At 54.2% G+C, this 15079-nt stretch carries 18 protein-coding genes; 3 read left to right on the forward strand and 15 right to left on the reverse strand.

Annotated elements, in window-relative coordinates; translation table 11 throughout:
- The 4 genes from VNL73_05815 to gcvT form a co-directional block, all read right to left on the reverse strand.
- Nucleotides 1-878, reverse strand: an 878-nt coding sequence (locus tag VNL73_05815) for a DNA gyrase subunit A (protein HXF48923.1), incomplete at its 3' end; no start/stop codon positions are given.
- A 70-nt stretch (nt 879-948) separates the two neighbouring features.
- The gene (ychF, locus tag VNL73_05820) at nt 949-2010 is read right to left on the reverse strand and encodes a redox-regulated ATPase YchF (protein HXF48924.1); all 1062 of its coding nucleotides are present in this window, start codon (nt 2008-2010) and stop codon (nt 949-951) included.
- A gap of 1 nt (nt 2011) precedes the next feature.
- On the reverse strand, nt 2012-2761 hold the full coding sequence (locus VNL73_05825; protein ID HXF48925.1) for a 2-phosphosulfolactate phosphatase: 750 nt from the start codon (nt 2759-2761) through the stop codon (nt 2012-2014).
- Between the two features lie 42 nt (nt 2762-2803).
- Nucleotides 2804-3892, reverse strand: a complete 1089-nt coding sequence (gene gcvT, locus VNL73_05830; protein HXF48926.1) for a glycine cleavage system aminomethyltransferase GcvT — start codon at nt 3890-3892, stop codon at nt 2804-2806.
- Between the two features lie 324 nt (nt 3893-4216).
- Here gcvT and VNL73_05835 point away from each other — a divergent pair, with 324 nt between their 5' ends.
- The 3 genes from VNL73_05835 to VNL73_05845 are packed head-to-tail and all read left to right on the forward strand — an operon-like array spanning nt 4217 to nt 6262.
- The gene (locus VNL73_05835) at nt 4217-4477 is read left to right on the forward strand and encodes a hypothetical protein (protein HXF48927.1); all 261 of its coding nucleotides are present in this window, start codon (nt 4217-4219) and stop codon (nt 4475-4477) included.
- A complete protein-coding gene (locus tag VNL73_05840; protein ID HXF48928.1) occupies nt 4458-4778 on the forward strand; it encodes a hypothetical protein in 321 nt (106 codons plus the stop codon). Before VNL73_05835 ends, VNL73_05840 begins: the two co-directional genes overlap by 20 nt.
- A 53-nt stretch (nt 4779-4831) precedes the next feature.
- Nucleotides 4832-6262 carry a glycosyltransferase family 39 protein gene (locus tag VNL73_05845; GenBank protein ID HXF48929.1) on the forward strand — a complete coding sequence of 477 codons (1431 nt, stop codon included), beginning with the start codon at nt 4832-4834 and terminating at the stop codon, nt 6260-6262.
- A gap of 12 nt (nt 6263-6274) precedes the next feature.
- Here the strand turns inward: VNL73_05845 and VNL73_05850 are convergent, their stop codons facing one another.
- The 11 genes from VNL73_05850 to VNL73_05900 all read right to left on the reverse strand — a co-directional run.
- A complete protein-coding gene (locus VNL73_05850) occupies nt 6275-6958 on the reverse strand; it encodes an energy transducer TonB (protein HXF48930.1) in 684 nt (227 codons plus the stop codon).
- Nucleotides 6959-7021: 63 nt separating this feature from the next.
- Nucleotides 7022-7717 (reverse strand): energy transducer TonB, encoded by a 696-nt coding sequence (locus VNL73_05855; protein ID HXF48931.1) that lies wholly within the window; start codon nt 7715-7717, stop codon nt 7022-7024.
- Nucleotides 7718-7720: 3 nt separating this feature from the next.
- On the reverse strand, nt 7721-8263 hold the full coding sequence (locus tag VNL73_05860; GenBank protein HXF48932.1) for a biopolymer transporter ExbD: 543 nt from the start codon (nt 8261-8263) through the stop codon (nt 7721-7723).
- 44 nt (nt 8264-8307) lie between these two features.
- Nucleotides 8308-8781: a biopolymer transporter ExbD gene (locus VNL73_05865; GenBank protein ID HXF48933.1), complete on the reverse strand. Its 474-nt coding sequence runs from the start codon at nt 8779-8781 to the stop codon at nt 8308-8310.
- Between the two features lies 1 nt (nt 8782).
- Nucleotides 8783-9505 (reverse strand): MotA/TolQ/ExbB proton channel family protein, encoded by a 723-nt coding sequence (locus VNL73_05870; GenBank protein HXF48934.1) that lies wholly within the window; start codon nt 9503-9505, stop codon nt 8783-8785.
- Nucleotides 9506-9548: 43 nt separating this feature from the next.
- Nucleotides 9549-10247 carry a hypothetical protein gene (locus VNL73_05875; protein HXF48935.1) on the reverse strand — a complete coding sequence of 233 codons (699 nt, stop codon included), beginning with the start codon at nt 10245-10247 and terminating at the stop codon, nt 9549-9551.
- Nucleotides 10237-12006 carry a tetratricopeptide repeat protein gene (locus tag VNL73_05880; protein HXF48936.1) on the reverse strand — a complete coding sequence of 590 codons (1770 nt, stop codon included), beginning with the start codon at nt 12004-12006 and terminating at the stop codon, nt 10237-10239. The genes VNL73_05875 and VNL73_05880 overlap by 11 nt, the downstream gene beginning before the upstream one ends.
- A gap of 82 nt (nt 12007-12088) precedes the next feature.
- Nucleotides 12089-12298 (reverse strand): hypothetical protein, encoded by a 210-nt coding sequence (locus VNL73_05885; protein ID HXF48937.1) that lies wholly within the window; start codon nt 12296-12298, stop codon nt 12089-12091.
- Nucleotides 12295-13446, reverse strand: a complete 1152-nt coding sequence (locus VNL73_05890; GenBank protein ID HXF48938.1) for an ABC transporter permease — start codon at nt 13444-13446, stop codon at nt 12295-12297. Before VNL73_05890 ends, VNL73_05885 begins: the two co-directional genes overlap by 4 nt.
- Nucleotides 13446-14585, reverse strand: coding sequence for an ABC transporter permease (locus VNL73_05895; GenBank protein HXF48939.1), 1140 nt, complete (start codon nt 14583-14585; stop codon nt 13446-13448). Before VNL73_05895 ends, VNL73_05890 begins: the two co-directional genes overlap by 1 nt.
- On the reverse strand, nt 14582-15079 hold a 498-nt coding region (locus tag VNL73_05900; protein ID HXF48940.1), incomplete at its 5' end, for an ABC transporter ATP-binding protein. The genes VNL73_05895 and VNL73_05900, both read right to left, overlap by 4 nt.

A 15079-nucleotide genomic window follows, 5' to 3' on the forward strand; every position in this document is an offset into this window, starting at 1 on the left:
TCCCGCAAATCGGAAATCCCCTCGATGGTTTTGGCGTTCACCAGCTCGGCGATCCGCTCCAAAAGGTTTGCTTTGTTTATTTGATAGGGGATTTCGGAAACGATGATCCGCTGCTTCCCTGATTTTTCGTTCTCGGTAAAAACCTTGGCCCGTAAGGTCAGCCGCCCCTTGCCGGTTTTGAAGTACTCGTGAATGCCCGTGCGTCCGTTGATGATACCGCCGGTCGGAAAATCCGGCCCCTGCACATATTTGAGAAAATCCTCTGAATCCAAATTTGGTTCCTCGATGAGTGCCACCAAGGCGTCGGTAATTTCTTTCAGGTTATGCGGCGGAATATTGGTCGCCATCCCCACGGCAATGCCGGAGCTGCCGTTGCAGACCAGATTCGGAAATTTCCCCGGCAAAACCTTTGGCTCCATCAAAGTGCCGTCGTAGTTCGGGGTAAAATCGACGGTATCCTTTTCCAAATCTGCCAGCATCTCCATCGCCAAAGCGGTCAGCCGGGCTTCCGTATAGCGCATGGCCGCCGGCTCGTCCCCGTCGATGGAGCCGAAGTTTCCCTGCCCCTCGACCAACGGGTAGCGCATGTTGAAATCCTGCGCCATTCGTACCAAAGTGGGATAGACCACCTGCTCCCCGTGGGGGTGGTAGTTGCCGGAGGTGTCGCCGGCGATTTTGGCGCATTTGCGGAAAGGCCGCCCCGGAGCCAGATTCAAATCGTTCATCGCCACCAAAACCCGCCGGTTGGAGGGCTTTAGCCCGTCCCGCACATCCGGCAAGGCCCGGGCGGTGATGACCGACATTGAATAGTCGATGTAGGAGGACTTCATCTCCTCCTCGATAAAGACGCTTAAAACTTTCTGGCGTTCAAACGGCATCATCCCACCTCATTTTGGACTCAAAAGATAGCGAAAAACAGAGGGGAAAACAAGGTTGACGATAAAGAAATCAGACGTTAAATCTAAACAGAATCACATCCCCATCCTGCACCACATATTCTTTTCCCTCCAGCCGCAACTGCCCCTTTTCCTTGGCCTTATGGATGTTGCCGAATTCCTTGAGCTTGTCGTAATGGACGACCTCGGCTCGGATGAACCCTTTTTCAAAATCAGAATGAATCACTCCTGCCGCTTGCGGCGCTTTGGCACCTTTGGGAATTGTCCAAGCCCGCACTTCCGGCTCCCCGGCGGTGAAAAAGGAGATGAGGCCGGAAAGGTGGTAGATGTGGCGAATCATCCCGAAAAGCGCCGGCTCGGTAATCCCCAAATCCACCAAAAAAGCCGACCGGTCCCCTTCCGGCAGTTCGGCGATTTCCGCCTCGATTTCCGCCGAGACGGCATAAAATTCAGAGTGCGGCGTGGGAGCAAAACTCTTTTCAATTTCCCCGCGCCGGAATAAATCCTTCTCGCCGATGTTGATGACCCACAAAACCGGCTTGAGCGAAAGAAACTCGAAGCCGCGAATTGCTTTGCGCTCGTCCGAAGTCAAATCGAGCGAGCGCAAGGGCTGGTTGGTTTCCAAAGAAGTTTTCAACCGCTCCAAAAATTTCACTTCGTCAACCGCTTCCTTATGTCCCCGCTTCAAATCATTGGCCAGCTTCCCCAGCCGTTTTTCCACCGAAATCAAATCGGAAAAAACCAGTTCCGCGTTCAAATCATCGATATCCCGTTGCGGATTGACGCTCCCTTTCGGATGAATCACGCTCGGGTTTTCGAAGGCGGCGATGACCGCCACCAGCGAATCGGCCTGGCGCAGATAGGCGGGAAGCTCGTGCGGGCCAGACTTCGGTTCGTCTAGGGCCTGCGAATCCCAAAACTCGATTTCGGCATAAGTGGTTTTTTTCGGCCGGTACAGTTCGGCCAAAAAATCGATGCGGGAATCGGGGACTTTCACCACCCCTTTGTCATACCCTTCCTTGCGTCCTCCGGCGTGGTGTCCTTTGTGGCCGAGCAGGGCCCGAAAAAGGGTCGATTTCCCCGCTTGGGGATACCCCAAAATGCCGATTTGCATGTTACTGGGCGGTTACCGTTTCCGGCTGGTGGCGGACAATCCGTCCGCCGGTAAAGAGAGGCACGATCGGGACGGAATCCAACTGGGCGGCTGCGCGGATGTCCGACTCAAAGCCGAGCGTGACCAAATATTTCCCGTGGAAGGAGCTGCGCAAAGCGGCATACAAATCCGCCTCCTCCCGGCGGAAAAGTTGCAGCGCCGCCCGGGCCCCGTCGTTTTTCTCCAGTTCCCGCCCCAACTTCTTTTCCAGCTCGGCGATATATTTCCCCCCGGTCACGGCATCTTCGAAGGAAAACTTCCCCGCCGATCCGGAACAGATAATCGCGGCATCTTTTTTCTCCCGCACGGCAAAACGCAAGACCTCCGACAGATTGACCAAACCGCCGATGAGGCAGAAGGCCCCTTGTCCCCCTTTAAGCATCGCCTTGGAGCCGTTGGTGGAGCAGAAAATCAAGGCCTTCTCCTTGACTGTCTTCGGCTCGTACTCGGCGGGGGAATTTCCCAAGTCGAACCCTTCAATCTTTACACCGTCCCGCTCCCCGCAGAGCAAGACATGTTCTTTCCCCAATTTCTGTTTGAGCTCCCCCGCCGCGTCGATGGAAGCGACCGGGATGATTTCCCGCGCCCCGCTGGCCAAAGCCACGGCTGCGGTGGTGGAAGCCCGCAAAACGTCAATTACGACGACCAGCTTGTCGGCCAAGTCGCCGTCCTGCACTTCCGCCGGTGTAAAATACAAATCAATTTTGTTCATCTAATTTCTTTTTCCCTCTCTTCTTTGGGATGCCAATTTTGCCTATTTCCGCGTGCCGTTTTTGTAAAACGGCGCCGGCACGACAACCGCCGCTGCATTTTTGCCGCGAATCTCAATTTCCAGCTTCCTCCCAACCTCGGCCAGAGCCGTAGGAACGTACCCCAAGCCGATCCCTTTCTCCAAGGATGGGGAAAAGGTTCCCGAAGTTACTTCTCCCACTTTTTGCCCGCCGGAAAAAATGCCGCACCCCTTGCGGGGAATCGCTTTTTCGGTCATTTCAAAACAGACCAGCTTCCTTTTAAGCCCCGCGGCTTTCAGCTTTTCAGTCGGCCCTTTGCCGATAAAATCCCCCTTGGCCAGCTTGACCACCCAGCCCAGCCCCGCTTCCAAGGGATTGGTGGTGGCGTCTATGTCGTTGCCATAGAGCATGTACTTCATTTCCAGCCGTAGGGTATCGCGCGCCCCCAGACCGATCGGCTCGATGTCGAATTCCCTGCCCGCCTCCATAACTTTACTCCAGAAATACTCCGCCCGCTCGGGGGTCATATACAGCTCGAACCCGTCTTCCCCCGTATAGCCTGTTCGGGAAAAAAGAATTTCCTCGCCGCAGACTCTATCGTTTGCCGCCTTGTAATACCCCAGTTTGGGCAAATCATAATCGGTCAGCTTGGCCATCAGCACTTCCGCCTTTGGTCCTTGGATGGCGATTAAGGCTGTTCGGTCGCTTTCGTCGGTCAAAGTCACAGCGTTCGGCTTATGGGATACCAGCCAGTCAAAATCCTTCTCGATATTGGCGGCGTTTACCACCAATAAATAACTGTCCGGCAAATGATAAATCAGCAAATCGTCGACAATACCCCCTTCCGGATAGCACATCATTGAATACTGCACGTCCCAAACAGCCAATTTGGCCACGTCATTGGTGGTGACTTTCTGCAGAAACTCCAAGGCCCTGGTGCCGGTAACCCGAAACTCCCCCATATGGGATAAATCGAAAACTCCGACCGAGCTGCGGACTTTCCGGTGCTCCTCGGAAATGCCGCGGTAGGAAACCGGCATATAAAACCCGGCAAACGGAACCATTTTGGCCCCGGCCGCTTCGTGCAAATCGGATAGCGGAGTTTTTTTCACCCCTTCAACAACTTGTGGCATAGCAAAAGATGATAAGAAAAAGCAAAAACTTAGTCAAACAACCCCCTTTGTAGGCATCAATTTGAGACAAATCCCGTTTCCTTGCGTCAAACTTTTTCTAAAAAAACAGCCCGGCTATTGGAACCGCTCCAAAAACAGAGGGGTAAAAACAATAGGATAAAAAACCATATGGAAATTCGCCTACTATTGGACTCTTCCCGCTTTTCACAATTCCTTGCCGCACAATCAGATGCAAAAGCGAAAAACCGACCATGTTCGCCTTCTGTTGGCACCTCCGTTGCGAAGTCAAAATCGGAGGGTAAAATGAAGGTCAAATTCACTCTTTCGATGGACGACTTGATTGTTTCCGGCAAACATTACGACCAGGTGGTGTTGGATTGGGAAGAGGATATGGTGGAGGAAGAAGTTTTGGCCCTGTCGCAAAGCTGGATTTCCACCCAGAATTTTCTTATCAATAGGATGAACGGGCTTTCGCGGGTGGGGGAATCGAGCCTCACCATCGAGCCCTTGGAAAAAACCGACCAGCCGCCCAAGGGAAAGAAGAGTGCCGGCCGAAATAAATGAAACCTTAAAAGCAATTTCCCCCATTTTCAGTTCCGCCTATCAGGCCGTTTCCGCCTTCCATTCCTATATTTTTGAAAAGTTTGGCCCCACCGGCGGCACGGCCCTGACCGTCTTTTTGGCGCTCGCCGCCCTGGCCGTCGTCATCCGCATTTTGCGCTTTGTTTTCGACCTGTTCCGCTATGTTTTGCTCCCCTCCGCCGCCGTCTCCGGGCTTCTGGTTTTGGTCACGCCCCTTTCCTTTCTTTTTGTCTTTCCGATTTCGACCGCCATTTTTGGCGTTTTGCTGCTGCTTAAATCGTAACACGCCAAAAGCAACCCCTTTCAAACAAAGGCATTGTTCCTATATTTAAGGACGTGTCCAAAAAGCACGTCTTTTTTCTCCTCGGTTTGGTTGGGGTTTCCCTCACGCCGTTTCTCTTCGACCCGGCCTCCCGGTTCATACAAAGCTACGGCCCCTCCTGGGCTACCGTCAAAATCACCCGCGTTCACCATCTGACCTTTTGGCTTTTGTCTTTCATCTGGGCCGTTTATTTCGGTTTGTGGGTATGGAAATCGGATTGGAGCTGGTTTTCTACTGGAAATTTAAAACAAAAGTTCTTCCTGATTCTTGCCGCCGGCACGCTATTCCGCCTGGCTGTAATTCTTTTCGCCAACGCTCCCCAGGTCTCCGATGCCAGGGATTACGACCAAATGGCGCTCGGCTTGGCCCAAACCGGAATATTCCAAGACAACGGCGTCATCACCGGTTACCGCCCCATCGGCTACGTTGCTTTTCTGGCCGCCATTTACAAAATCTTCGGACACGCTCTGTTTTTGCCCCAACTGGCAAACGTAATTTTGGATGTATGTACCCTTTTTCTTCTTTGGCGGCTTTTTTCGCGATGGAAGGATGAAAAAACGGCCTTGGCCGCCTGCACCATCCTCGCTTTTTATTTGCCGGAAGTGTACTCGACCCAATACCTCCTTTCAGAGCAGCTTTTTGTCTTTTTCTGGATGTTAAGTATCTATCTGTTTGAGTTGCATAGAGAAAAACGATTGCCCGCCTTTCTTTCCGGCCTAAGCTTCGGACTGGCCGCCCTGGTCCGGCCGGTCGTCTTGTTGTGGGCCATAATTCCAGCCGTGACGGAGGCGGCGAGGCGTCGCTGGCGGCGGCTGGCATTCTTCTGTTTGGCCGCGATTTTGGCAATCACCCCGTGGCTTTGTCGTAATTACAAGCAGTTCGGGGTTTGGAAGCTTTCCACCCATTCCGGCATCAATTTCTGGATGGGCGCCAACCCAGAAGCCACCGGCTATTATCACCTGCCCGATTCCCTGCCGTTCGATTTCAACAGTCAAGGAGAAATGGAGCGCACGGCCTGGAAATTGGGATGGGACTATGTAAAAGAACATCCGTTTGAGTACCTCCGCTTGGGCCTGATTAAAGTGGGAGTGGTCTTTGGTTTTGATTACGGTTACATTCTGTCTGGTTTAACGGTAAAACCCCCATACGGGCAGTTGGTCTGGGCTATCGTGGGGCAGGCGATGTGGTGGATTTTGCTTTTTTGGGGAACGGTAAAAGCGATCTTCGCTCTGATTAATTCAAAAAAACAAGCCGCCGGCGGCAGCCTTTTGCCGGTTTGGACGCTGTTCTATTGGGCGGCCATCCATTTTTTCTTTGTCGGCGCCGACCGCTACCACCATCCCGTGGTCCCCTTTTTCGCCTTCTTGACCGTACTCCCTGTTTGGAAAAAACCGAATGGGCAAATAAAAAGCCCCCCCCGACAGGGGAGGGCTTCCAGCAACTAAAACCAGCTTAGCCTATTCTAACTTAAAAACAATCGGGGCGTTGTACCAAAATTTGACCGGTTTTTTATTCAGAATAGCCGGTTTGAAATTCCATTGCTTGACGGCCGCCACCGCCTCTTCGTTAAAAATCTCGTTGGAGCTCTCTACAATCAGGACATCCAGTACCTGGCCGTCTTCGTCGACCAAGATTCTCATCTTCACCCAGCCCTCAATCCGATTCTGATAAGCAAGGGGAGGATAGGCGGGCTTCATCTGTCGGATGAGGACGGGCTCTTCATCCACATCGATAAACGAATCTGGACCGGGAGTGGAAATGTCCACGGCGTTTATTTTCACTTCCGCATCATCGGCAAAGGGGGCGTTAATTACCTCGAGCTCCCTCTGGGAGGCGATAGTGATTTCCTCCACCACTGCTTCGTCCGGCAGGGCTTTGGGAATGCCGACAGCTGGCGGCTTGACTTTGGGAAGCTCCACCTTCAACGTTGGCGGCTTTTTTTGCAGGGAAGGGGCCGGTAGGGATATTATGTCGTCGATAATGATGATATTTTTGTCTTTTTCAGAAAATGCTTTTATGTAATTGTAGAACAAAAGCCCGCCGATTACCGATACGTGCAGGATTGCGGCCATCAAGAGCGCCCGTAGTAAGTTTTTCTGGTAGTCGATTTTTAGTTGTAAGGGGCCGTAGTAAATGGACACAAAATACTCCTTTCCGGGCGGGAGCCCGAGGGTTATGTCCTTTTCAGCGCCTTACTTGAAAAACTATTCTAACTTAAATACAATCGGGGCGTTGTACCAAAATTTGACCGGTTTTTTATTCAGAATGGCCGGCTTGAAGTTCCACTGCTTGACGGCCGCCACGGCCTCTTCGTTAAAAATCTCGTTGGAGCTTTTCACCACCTTGGTGTCCAAAACCTTGCCGTCTGTATCTACGAGAATGGCCACCACCACCTGGCCTTCAATCTTATTGGAGTAGGCGATGGGGGGATACTGGGGCTTGACCTGTTTGATGATGGCCGGTTCCTCATCCACTTCCACGAACTCGCCAAAACCGGGAGTATATTCGCTCGGGTCAATGTCGATAACCACATCCCCGGTCCCCTCCACCGGAGCGGTAATCTCCGCCAGCTCCTTTTGCGAGGCGATGGTGATCTCCTCCACCACCTCCTCGTCCGGGATGGCTTTGGGAATACCCACGGCCGGCGGCCGCACTTTCGGCGGCTCCACCTTCAGCGTGGGGGGCTTGTTCTGTAGCGAGGGCGGAGGAAGCGACTTGATATCCCGGATGACGATTACGTTTTTGTCCCGCTCGGAAAGCGACTTGATGTAGTTGTACAGCAAAAACCCGCCGATGATGGCGGCGTGGAAGCCGGCGGCAATCAAAAGGGCGCGGAATAAATAGCGCTGGTAGTTCCGCTTGAGTTCAAATGCCCCGTAATTCAAGGCAAACCCGTTCATCTTTTATTCGCCCCCTCCCAGGGCCTTTTCGATCTCCCGGTCGTCCGCCTCCGACCAGGCATCCAGGGCGAATCGGGAACTGTAGGTGGGAATGGTTTCCTTGAGGAGCTGCTCCACCACCTGGATTTCATCGATCAAGTAAACCATTTTGTAATACGGCGACTCCTTGTGGATGCGGATGAGGGTCACCAGCTTATCCGGGTTCGCCCGGTTCTTCTCAACCAGGAAGTTCCGCAGCTGCCGCTCGTCGATCGGCTTGGGCTTTTTGTTCCCGATGTTTTCGTAAAATTTCCCGTCCTTGAATATGCGGATGGTCAATAAATTGGACTCGGCGATCTTGATTTCCTGCTTTTCGTCCTTGGGCAGATTCACTTCCATCGCCTGCGGGGTGGTGAAGATGGTGGTGACCATGTAAAAAATCAAAAGCAAAAAGGCGATGTCCACCATCGGGGTCATATCGATGCGGATCCCCAGCCGCCGCTTGGGGCGCCTTAACCCCGTTCCTTTTCGTTGCGGTCTTCCTTCCCCTACATCTACACCGGCCATATCCTAACCTCTGTTATGTAATACGCTCCAAACGTCCGTTTATTTCAGCGTTCCTCGGCCTTGAATTCCGTAACCAGCTGAAACACGTTCAAGTTGTTTTCCTTCATATTGTTCATGATCTGCTCGATCAACCCGTACTTGGCCTCCCGGTCCCCCTTGATGACCGGAATCGGGTTCTGGCCCCGTTCCCAGAAAACCCCCCGGGCGATGTTCAGATTGACGATTAAATCGTCCGGCCCGGTCTCCATCACCCGCCGGGTGGGGATTTTCTTCCCCCCCTCCTCCACCTCCTCGATGAACTCGATGAAGATGGAATCATCCTTGGTGACCGTGATGTTGACGATGTTTTTGTCCGGCAGGGGGAGCTTGGCGTGGGAGGCCGGCAAGGTCACGCTTTTTTTCTCGGGCGGCTTGAAGATGGTGGTGGCCATGTAGAAAATCAGCAAAAGAAAGGCAATGTCCACCATCGGGGTCATGTCGATGCGGATCCCCACCCGCCGCTTCATCTTTTTCAGCATCTTACTTGCCGGCTTCCTTTTCCTTCAAAAGCTGCAGGACCTCGTAGGAGGCCTCGTCGATGGTGTAGTTGAAGCTGTCCACCTTGTTGACGAAAAAGTTGTAGGCCACGATGCCGACAATGGCGTCAAAAAGCCCGCCCGCCGTGTTCACCAAGGCTTCCGAAATCCCCTGCGCCAACTGGGTGGCGTTCACCACGCCGCCGGTCCCCGCCGTGGCGTGGAAGGCGCGAATCATGCCGATGGTGGTACCCAAAAGCCCCACCATCGTGGCAATCGAGGCGATCGTGGACATGGCGATCAGATTCCGCTCCAAAAGCGGCACCTCCAGGGCGTTCGCCTCCTCAATGGCCCGCTGGGTTTCCGCCAGCCGCTTGTCCGCGGTGGAATTCCCCTCCAGCTGCTGGTAGCGCTCGATGCCGGAGCGCAAAACGTTGGCGCAGGAGCCCCGCTGCTTGTCGCAGGCGGCCAAAGCGGCGTTCAAATCCCCTTTCTGCAGCGCCTCCACCACGTAGTGGAAAAAGGACTGCACGGAACCGGTCCCCTTCGCCTTGCGCAGGGTAATCCAGCGCTCCACGATGAAGGTAATGAGCATAATCGAAAGCGCGATTAAAACCGCCACCAGGTATCCCCCTTGCTTGAGATATTCCGGCAGCTGCGACCAGATGCCAAAGCCGACTCCCAAAGAGACGACCAAAAGCAGGGTCATAAAAAGCGACTGTTTCACAAACTCCTCCTACCGTTTTACGTTATGGTTTGCTCTTTGCCAATCACAAATCCGCCGACTTGACCGCCGGCAACAAATGCGCCACAAAAACCGCCCAGAACCCCCACCCGCCGCACGCCAAAAGATCGAAGATGTTGAACCCCTCCCGAAACACCGGCAACGGGCTGTCCGGGATGGAAAATCCCGCGGCGGAAAGGCCGAAAATCAAGAGGTAGCCGAGAACCGGATAAAAATGCAGGCCCAAAAGCTTTTTGGTTCTCCCGTGCGAATTGGCCGCAGCCGGGCCCTTTTTAAGAAGAGCCAAGAGGAGCAAAACTCCGCCCGCAAAGGCCAGAATCAGCTGGAAGAGTACCAGCACCGCCCCCGCGCCGGCCAGGGGGCTGGCGGCAAAAACTGTTCCCGCATGGGAAACCACCGCGGCAAACAACAAAAAGCCGGGCATCATTTCGTTCCCCTGCGGGGTGGGAAGGAAAAACCAGGGCAGGGCGGGCGAAGCCAGCAAAACCACGGCGGCCACCCAAACAATGAACCGCTCAACCTTGTTGAAACTGGAAACGAATAAGAGCGAAAACTCCCGATCCTCCAGCCGTTTTTTCTCCTTGAGATGCTCCAAGTGCCGCTTTTTTTCCTCGTCGGAGGCGAAAAACGGTTTTTTCTCCCTGGGAAAAACTTCGAACCCGATGTACCGGTAGCGCAGGGCGGGATCCGGCTGCACACCGTTCGGTTCCTTCTTATCCGCCATCGCCGTCGGAGGAGAGTTCACCCTTTAATCCTTTCAAATAATCCAGCCCTTCCCGGCACCCCTTGTTGTTCGGCTCGCAGTCCAAACAGCGCTGAAAATACTCCTTGGCCCGGGAATTCGATTTCAAAGCCATGTAGGTCTGGGCCAGATAGGTGAGCAAATCCACCTGCTCGCACACCTTGAGCCCCTTGCCGGTCACCTGCTTCCAGGCCCGCTCCAGATAGGGGAGCGCCTGGCTCTGCTTCTGCTGGTCAAGATATATAAAGCCGACATACTTTAAACCGTCTACGTCGTTGGAATCTTTTGACAAAACCCGGTTGTACGCCTCCAGAGCCCCCGGGTAATCCTTGAGCCGCATGCGGACCTCCCCCAATTGCTTCCATCCCCCCAGAAAGTCCGGTTTCAGAACCGTGACCCGTTCAAAGGCATGGGCCGCTTCCGGATGCCGTTCGAGCTGGGACAAAACGTAGCCGTGGTAAAAATAGACATTCACGGCTGCTGGCGAGGTGGAATCGGCCGCCAGCCTCCTGCTGAAGGCCGAATCGGCAGCGGGATAATTTTTTAAATAGTAGTGCGTCAAACCGATATCGAGCAGAATCGCCGTGTTGTTGGGAAGAAACTCCAAAACCTTTTTAAAATCGGCCAAAGCCAACGCGTAATGAACGGAATCGGAAAGGGAGCGGTTGGCCCGCCCGCGCCGGATGAAAAATTCGTAATCCCGGCCGCTCCATTTGAACTCCGGGTTGCGCGTCAGGCAGGCTTCGTACCGGTTGTAGTCCGCCAGAACGGCGTTCAGGCTGGCCGTATCTTTCTGGGTGTCCTGCAAGGCCTGCCCGGAAATGATATAGGCCTCGCACAAAGCCGAATCGATGGCCAACGCCTGCCGGGCGGCCTCGCGGGCTCCTTGGGCGTTCTTCACGGCGATCTGCGCCCGGGCCAAATCCAGAAATGCCTCGGCGTTCTTGGGATCCAGTTGCGTGTACTTGGACAAGGCCTCGACCGCCTTTTGATAATGAGAGGAATCCCCCGAATTTTTGGCCGAAAAAATGTACAGCTTCCCCAAATCCTGATACGCTTTGGCATAGGCGGGGTCCAGTTTCAAAACGGTGCCGAGCTCGGCGACCGCCTCGTTGTAGCTCTTGTTGAGAATGTAGGCCCGGGCCAACAGGTGGCGCACTTCCACGTTGGCGCTGTCCAGTTTCAAGGCCCGCTGGTAGGCGTCGGCGGCGATGGAATAAATCTGGCTCGCCATGTTGACGTCCCCCAGATTCTTGTGATAGGCGGCCGCATTCGGGTTTTTCTGAATCGCCTGCCGGAAGGAAAGCTCGGCCTTGTTCCCGGCCCCTTGGCCGAACTGGGCCAGCCCCAGCCCGTTGTAAAACTCGTCCGTCCGTTTGTTGGTGGAAACCCCTTTTTGAAAAATCTCTTCGGCCTCTTTGAACTTCTTCAATGCCAATAGCGTGTTGCCATATTCCAAGAGGACTTGAGGGTCTTTTCCTTTCAAACCGTAGGCCTTCTTGAGCACCTCCTCCGATTTGGCCAAATCCCCGAGCTGGCGGTGGGCGCTCCCCAAAAGCGCCAGCACCTCCGCGTCGTTGGGATTTTTCCTGGTTTGCTCTTCGAGAATTTGAATGGAGGTTTTGTAGTCCTTCTTGTCAAAGGCGGCCTGGGCGGCCGGATCCGGCTGGGCGGCAAAAGAGGAAAAAACGGCAAAAAGGACAAACGCCATTCCCCATCCGGCGGCACGCATCAATCGCATAGTTCTTTCTTTCTTCCCTTCAAAAAAATTCAAAACGTTCAATTTACACCTTCCCTTGTTTAGTGTCAACCCTCAAGTTGCTCTACTTGGTTATACCCTTCATCCGTTCCTTTTGCCACCGCCGGTGCCAGAAGAACCCCCGCGCGAAGGCATAGACCAGAAGCACGCCGCCGACCAGAAGCCGCACGGGATAACTTATCCGCCAGGGCCCCGGAGCCAAAAGAAAATAGAGGGCCAAAAGCACGAACAGCCCGATTAGCACCAGTGGCAAAATCTCCCAGAATCGTCTCATTTTTGCACCTTTCGAAAACGCAGGGAGGCCAACCCGACCGCCACGATTCCAAAAACCAAAAGTGGCAGGAGTTGGTTCCAGAGTTCCGGCAGCCCGGCCCCCTTCATAAAAATCCGCCGCACGATTTCCACGTAGTAGCGCAGGGGGACCAGATAGGTAACGTACTGGATGGCAACCGGCATGTTGGCGATGGGAAACATGAACCCGGACAAAAGCATGTTCGGAATCTGGAAAAATTGGGCTATCATCATGGCCTGCTGCTGGGTGGCCGCCAACGTCGAGATCAAAACCCCCAGCCCCAAACTGGTGAAAATAAAGACTCCGGAAAGGGCGAACAAAAGCCCCAGAGAGCCGGCCAACGGCACGCCAAACCAAAATATTCCCAGAAAGAGGACAAAAACCATGTTGATGAAACCGATGCCGATAAATGGCAGCACTTTGGCCAAAACGAGTTCCCAGGAGCGCACGGGAGTGACCGAAAGCTGCTCGGCCGTGCCCCGCTCCTTTTCCCGAACCATCGAAATGCCGGTCAAATTCATCGTGGAGCTAAGCAAAATGATGCAGAGAAGGCCCGGCACCATAAAATTTACGCTCTTCAGTTCGGGGTTGTACCAAACCCGCACCTCTGGTTCCACCAAAACAGTCTCATGTGTGCGAATACCAATGCGCTGGAGGCGGCCCAAAAGCAGTTCGACATTGGCCGAGGCCACGATGGTGGAGGCATAGCTGCCGGCAATCCCGGCCACGTTGGAATTGGTGGCGTCCGTCAAAACCTGTACTTGAGAGGTTTTCTTTCCGGTAATCTCCCTGGAATAACCCGGCGGGATGACCAAAACCACCCGGGCCTTGCCCCCATCCAGCCAAAGGTCCGCCTCCCGGGGGTCATCCAGCGTGCCGGCTGGCGAGAAAAACCCGGACTGAAAAAACCGATCCACCAGCTCCCGCGAGGCGCGGGAGCGGTCCAGATCGCAGACGGCCGTGGGAATGTCGTTTACATCCACGTTGGCCACGTAACCAAAAATGACGGTTTGAATGACCGGCATAACCAAAACCAAGGACAAAAACTTCCGGTCCCGCAGAATCTGAATCAGTTCTTTCTTGACCACCTGCCGCACCCGGCCGAAGGCCTCCGCCCACCGATTTTCCATCAGGCCAGCCTCTTTTTAAAACGTACAAGCGTCAATCCCAAAAGCAAAGCCCCCAGAACGCTTAAAAACACGGCCTGCGGCCAAAGCACGGAAAGGCCCACCCCTTTCAAGTAAATCCCCCGCATCGCCTCCAAAAAATACCGGCCGGGGGAAAAGAAGGCGATGATTTTCAAAGGGATGGGGAAATTATCAATCGGAAAAATAAAGCCGGACAACAAAACCGAGGGGAGCAGGGTGACCAGGAAGGCCAAAGTCATGGCCCCCTGCAACGAGCTGGAGGCAGAGGAAACCCACAGCCCCAATCCGGTGGTGACCGAAACAAAAAGCAGGGAAAACAAGAACAAAAGTGCAAAGGAACCCTTAATGGGAACCTGAAAGAGCAAATAGCCGGCGGTTATGATTAAAACCAGGTCGGCCAAGGCCAGCAAAATGTAGGGAAAAATCTTGCCGGTTATGAATTCCATTCCCGAAAGAGGGGAGCCCGCCACCTGTTCGAAAGTCCCGCGCTCTTTTTCGCCGACGATGGCCATCGCCGTCATCACCGTTCCCATCATGCTCATAATCACCACGATGATTCCTGGAACGATGAAATTGACCGATTTCAGCTCCGGGTTGTACCACATCCGGCCCTCCGCGGAAACCACCGGCGTCTCGAACGGCAGCCGAATCCCCTTTTGGGTCATCTTGGCCAGAACGATATCGGCCTGATACCCCTGCACGAGGCCCGTGGCATAGCCGACGGCCAGGGTGGCCGTGTTGTTGTCCGAGCCGTCCACCAAAACCTGCACAAACGTTTTCTCCCCCCGCGCCAACTTGGAAGCGAAATCGACCGGGAAGACCAAAGCCAGCTTGGCGGCCCCTTTGTCAAAGCTCTTCTCAATTTCTTCGTAGCCGGAAACCGCCCCGGCCGAGCGGAAGTATCCCGAAGCCAGAAATTTAGCCGTCAAATCCCGGCTTTCAGGCGTCCGGCTCAAGTCCCACACCACCGTCGGCAGGTATTGGATGTCGAAGCGAATTCCATAACCGTAGATGATTAGCATCATCAGGGGCAGGACAAAAATGTTTAAGATAAACGAGAAATCCCGCCGGATGGTGATGAATTCCTTTCTAACGAGCGCTGAAATCCGCGGAAGATTCATGCCTCCGTCCCTTCCGCTCCCATCACCCGGCAGAAAACGTCCTCCAGCGAGGCGGCAATGGAGGTCACGGCTTCCATCTCGATCTTTTCTTTTTTGAAAATTTCCGCCAGTTTTCGCTCGGCGGCCGCCCGGTCAGAAACGGAAAGATGCAAATTCAAACCGAAAAGGGCCGGAGCACTCTCCGGCAGCTCCCGCCGGAGGGCGGCAAAGGCCCGTATCGGCTGGGAAGTGGCCACCTCCAAAAGCACACCGGTCTCCTGCTCTTTTAACTGCGCGGGGGTGCCGGAGGCGACGATTTTTCCGTTGTTAATCAACGCCAGCCGGTCGCAATGCTCCGCTTCATCCATATAGTGCGTGGTGACGAAAATCGTTTTCCCTTCCTGGGCCATTTTGGCGATGAGCTCCCAAAAATTCCGCCGGGAAATCGGGTCCACCCCGGCGGTCGGTTCGTCCAAAAAGACGATCGGCGGGTCGTGCAGAAGCGCGCACCCCAA

This window comes from Verrucomicrobiia bacterium, assembly GCA_035574275.1.
Taxonomy (GTDB): domain Bacteria; phylum Zixibacteria; class MSB-5A5; order DSPP01; family DSPP01; genus DSPP01.

Bases quoted from the DNA above. Each gene is read 5' to 3' on its own strand.
- VNL73_05890 (HXF48938.1), bottom strand. From the start codon at position 13,446: ATGGAAAATCGGTGGGCGGAGGCCTTCGGCCGGGTGCGGCAGGTGGTC.
- VNL73_05895 (HXF48939.1), bottom strand. From the start codon at position 14,585: ATGAATCTTCCGCGGATTTCAGCGCTCGTTAGAAAGGAATTCATCACC.
- VNL73_05855 (HXF48931.1), bottom strand. From the start codon at position 7,717: ATGAACGGGTTTGCCTTGAATTACGGGGCATTTGAACTCAAGCGGAAC.
- VNL73_05860 (HXF48932.1), bottom strand. From the start codon at position 8,263: ATGGCCGGTGTAGATGTAGGGGAAGGAAGACCGCAACGAAAAGGAACG.
- VNL73_05885 (HXF48937.1), bottom strand. From the start codon at position 12,298: ATGAGACGATTCTGGGAGATTTTGCCACTGGTGCTAATCGGGCTGTTC.
- VNL73_05865 (HXF48933.1), bottom strand. From the start codon at position 8,781: ATGCTGAAAAAGATGAAGCGGCGGGTGGGGATCCGCATCGACATGACC.
- VNL73_05875 (HXF48935.1), bottom strand. From the start codon at position 10,247: ATGGCGGATAAGAAGGAACCGAACGGTGTGCAGCCGGATCCCGCCCTG.
- VNL73_05835 (HXF48927.1), top strand. From the start codon at position 4,217: ATGAAGGTCAAATTCACTCTTTCGATGGACGACTTGATTGTTTCCGGC.
- VNL73_05825 (HXF48925.1), bottom strand. From the start codon at position 2,761: ATGAACAAAATTGATTTGTATTTTACACCGGCGGAAGTGCAGGACGGC.
- VNL73_05880 (HXF48936.1), bottom strand. From the start codon at position 12,006: ATGCGATTGATGCGTGCCGCCGGATGGGGAATGGCGTTTGTCCTTTTT.
- ychF (HXF48924.1), bottom strand. From the start codon at position 2,010: ATGCAAATCGGCATTTTGGGGTATCCCCAAGCGGGGAAATCGACCCTT.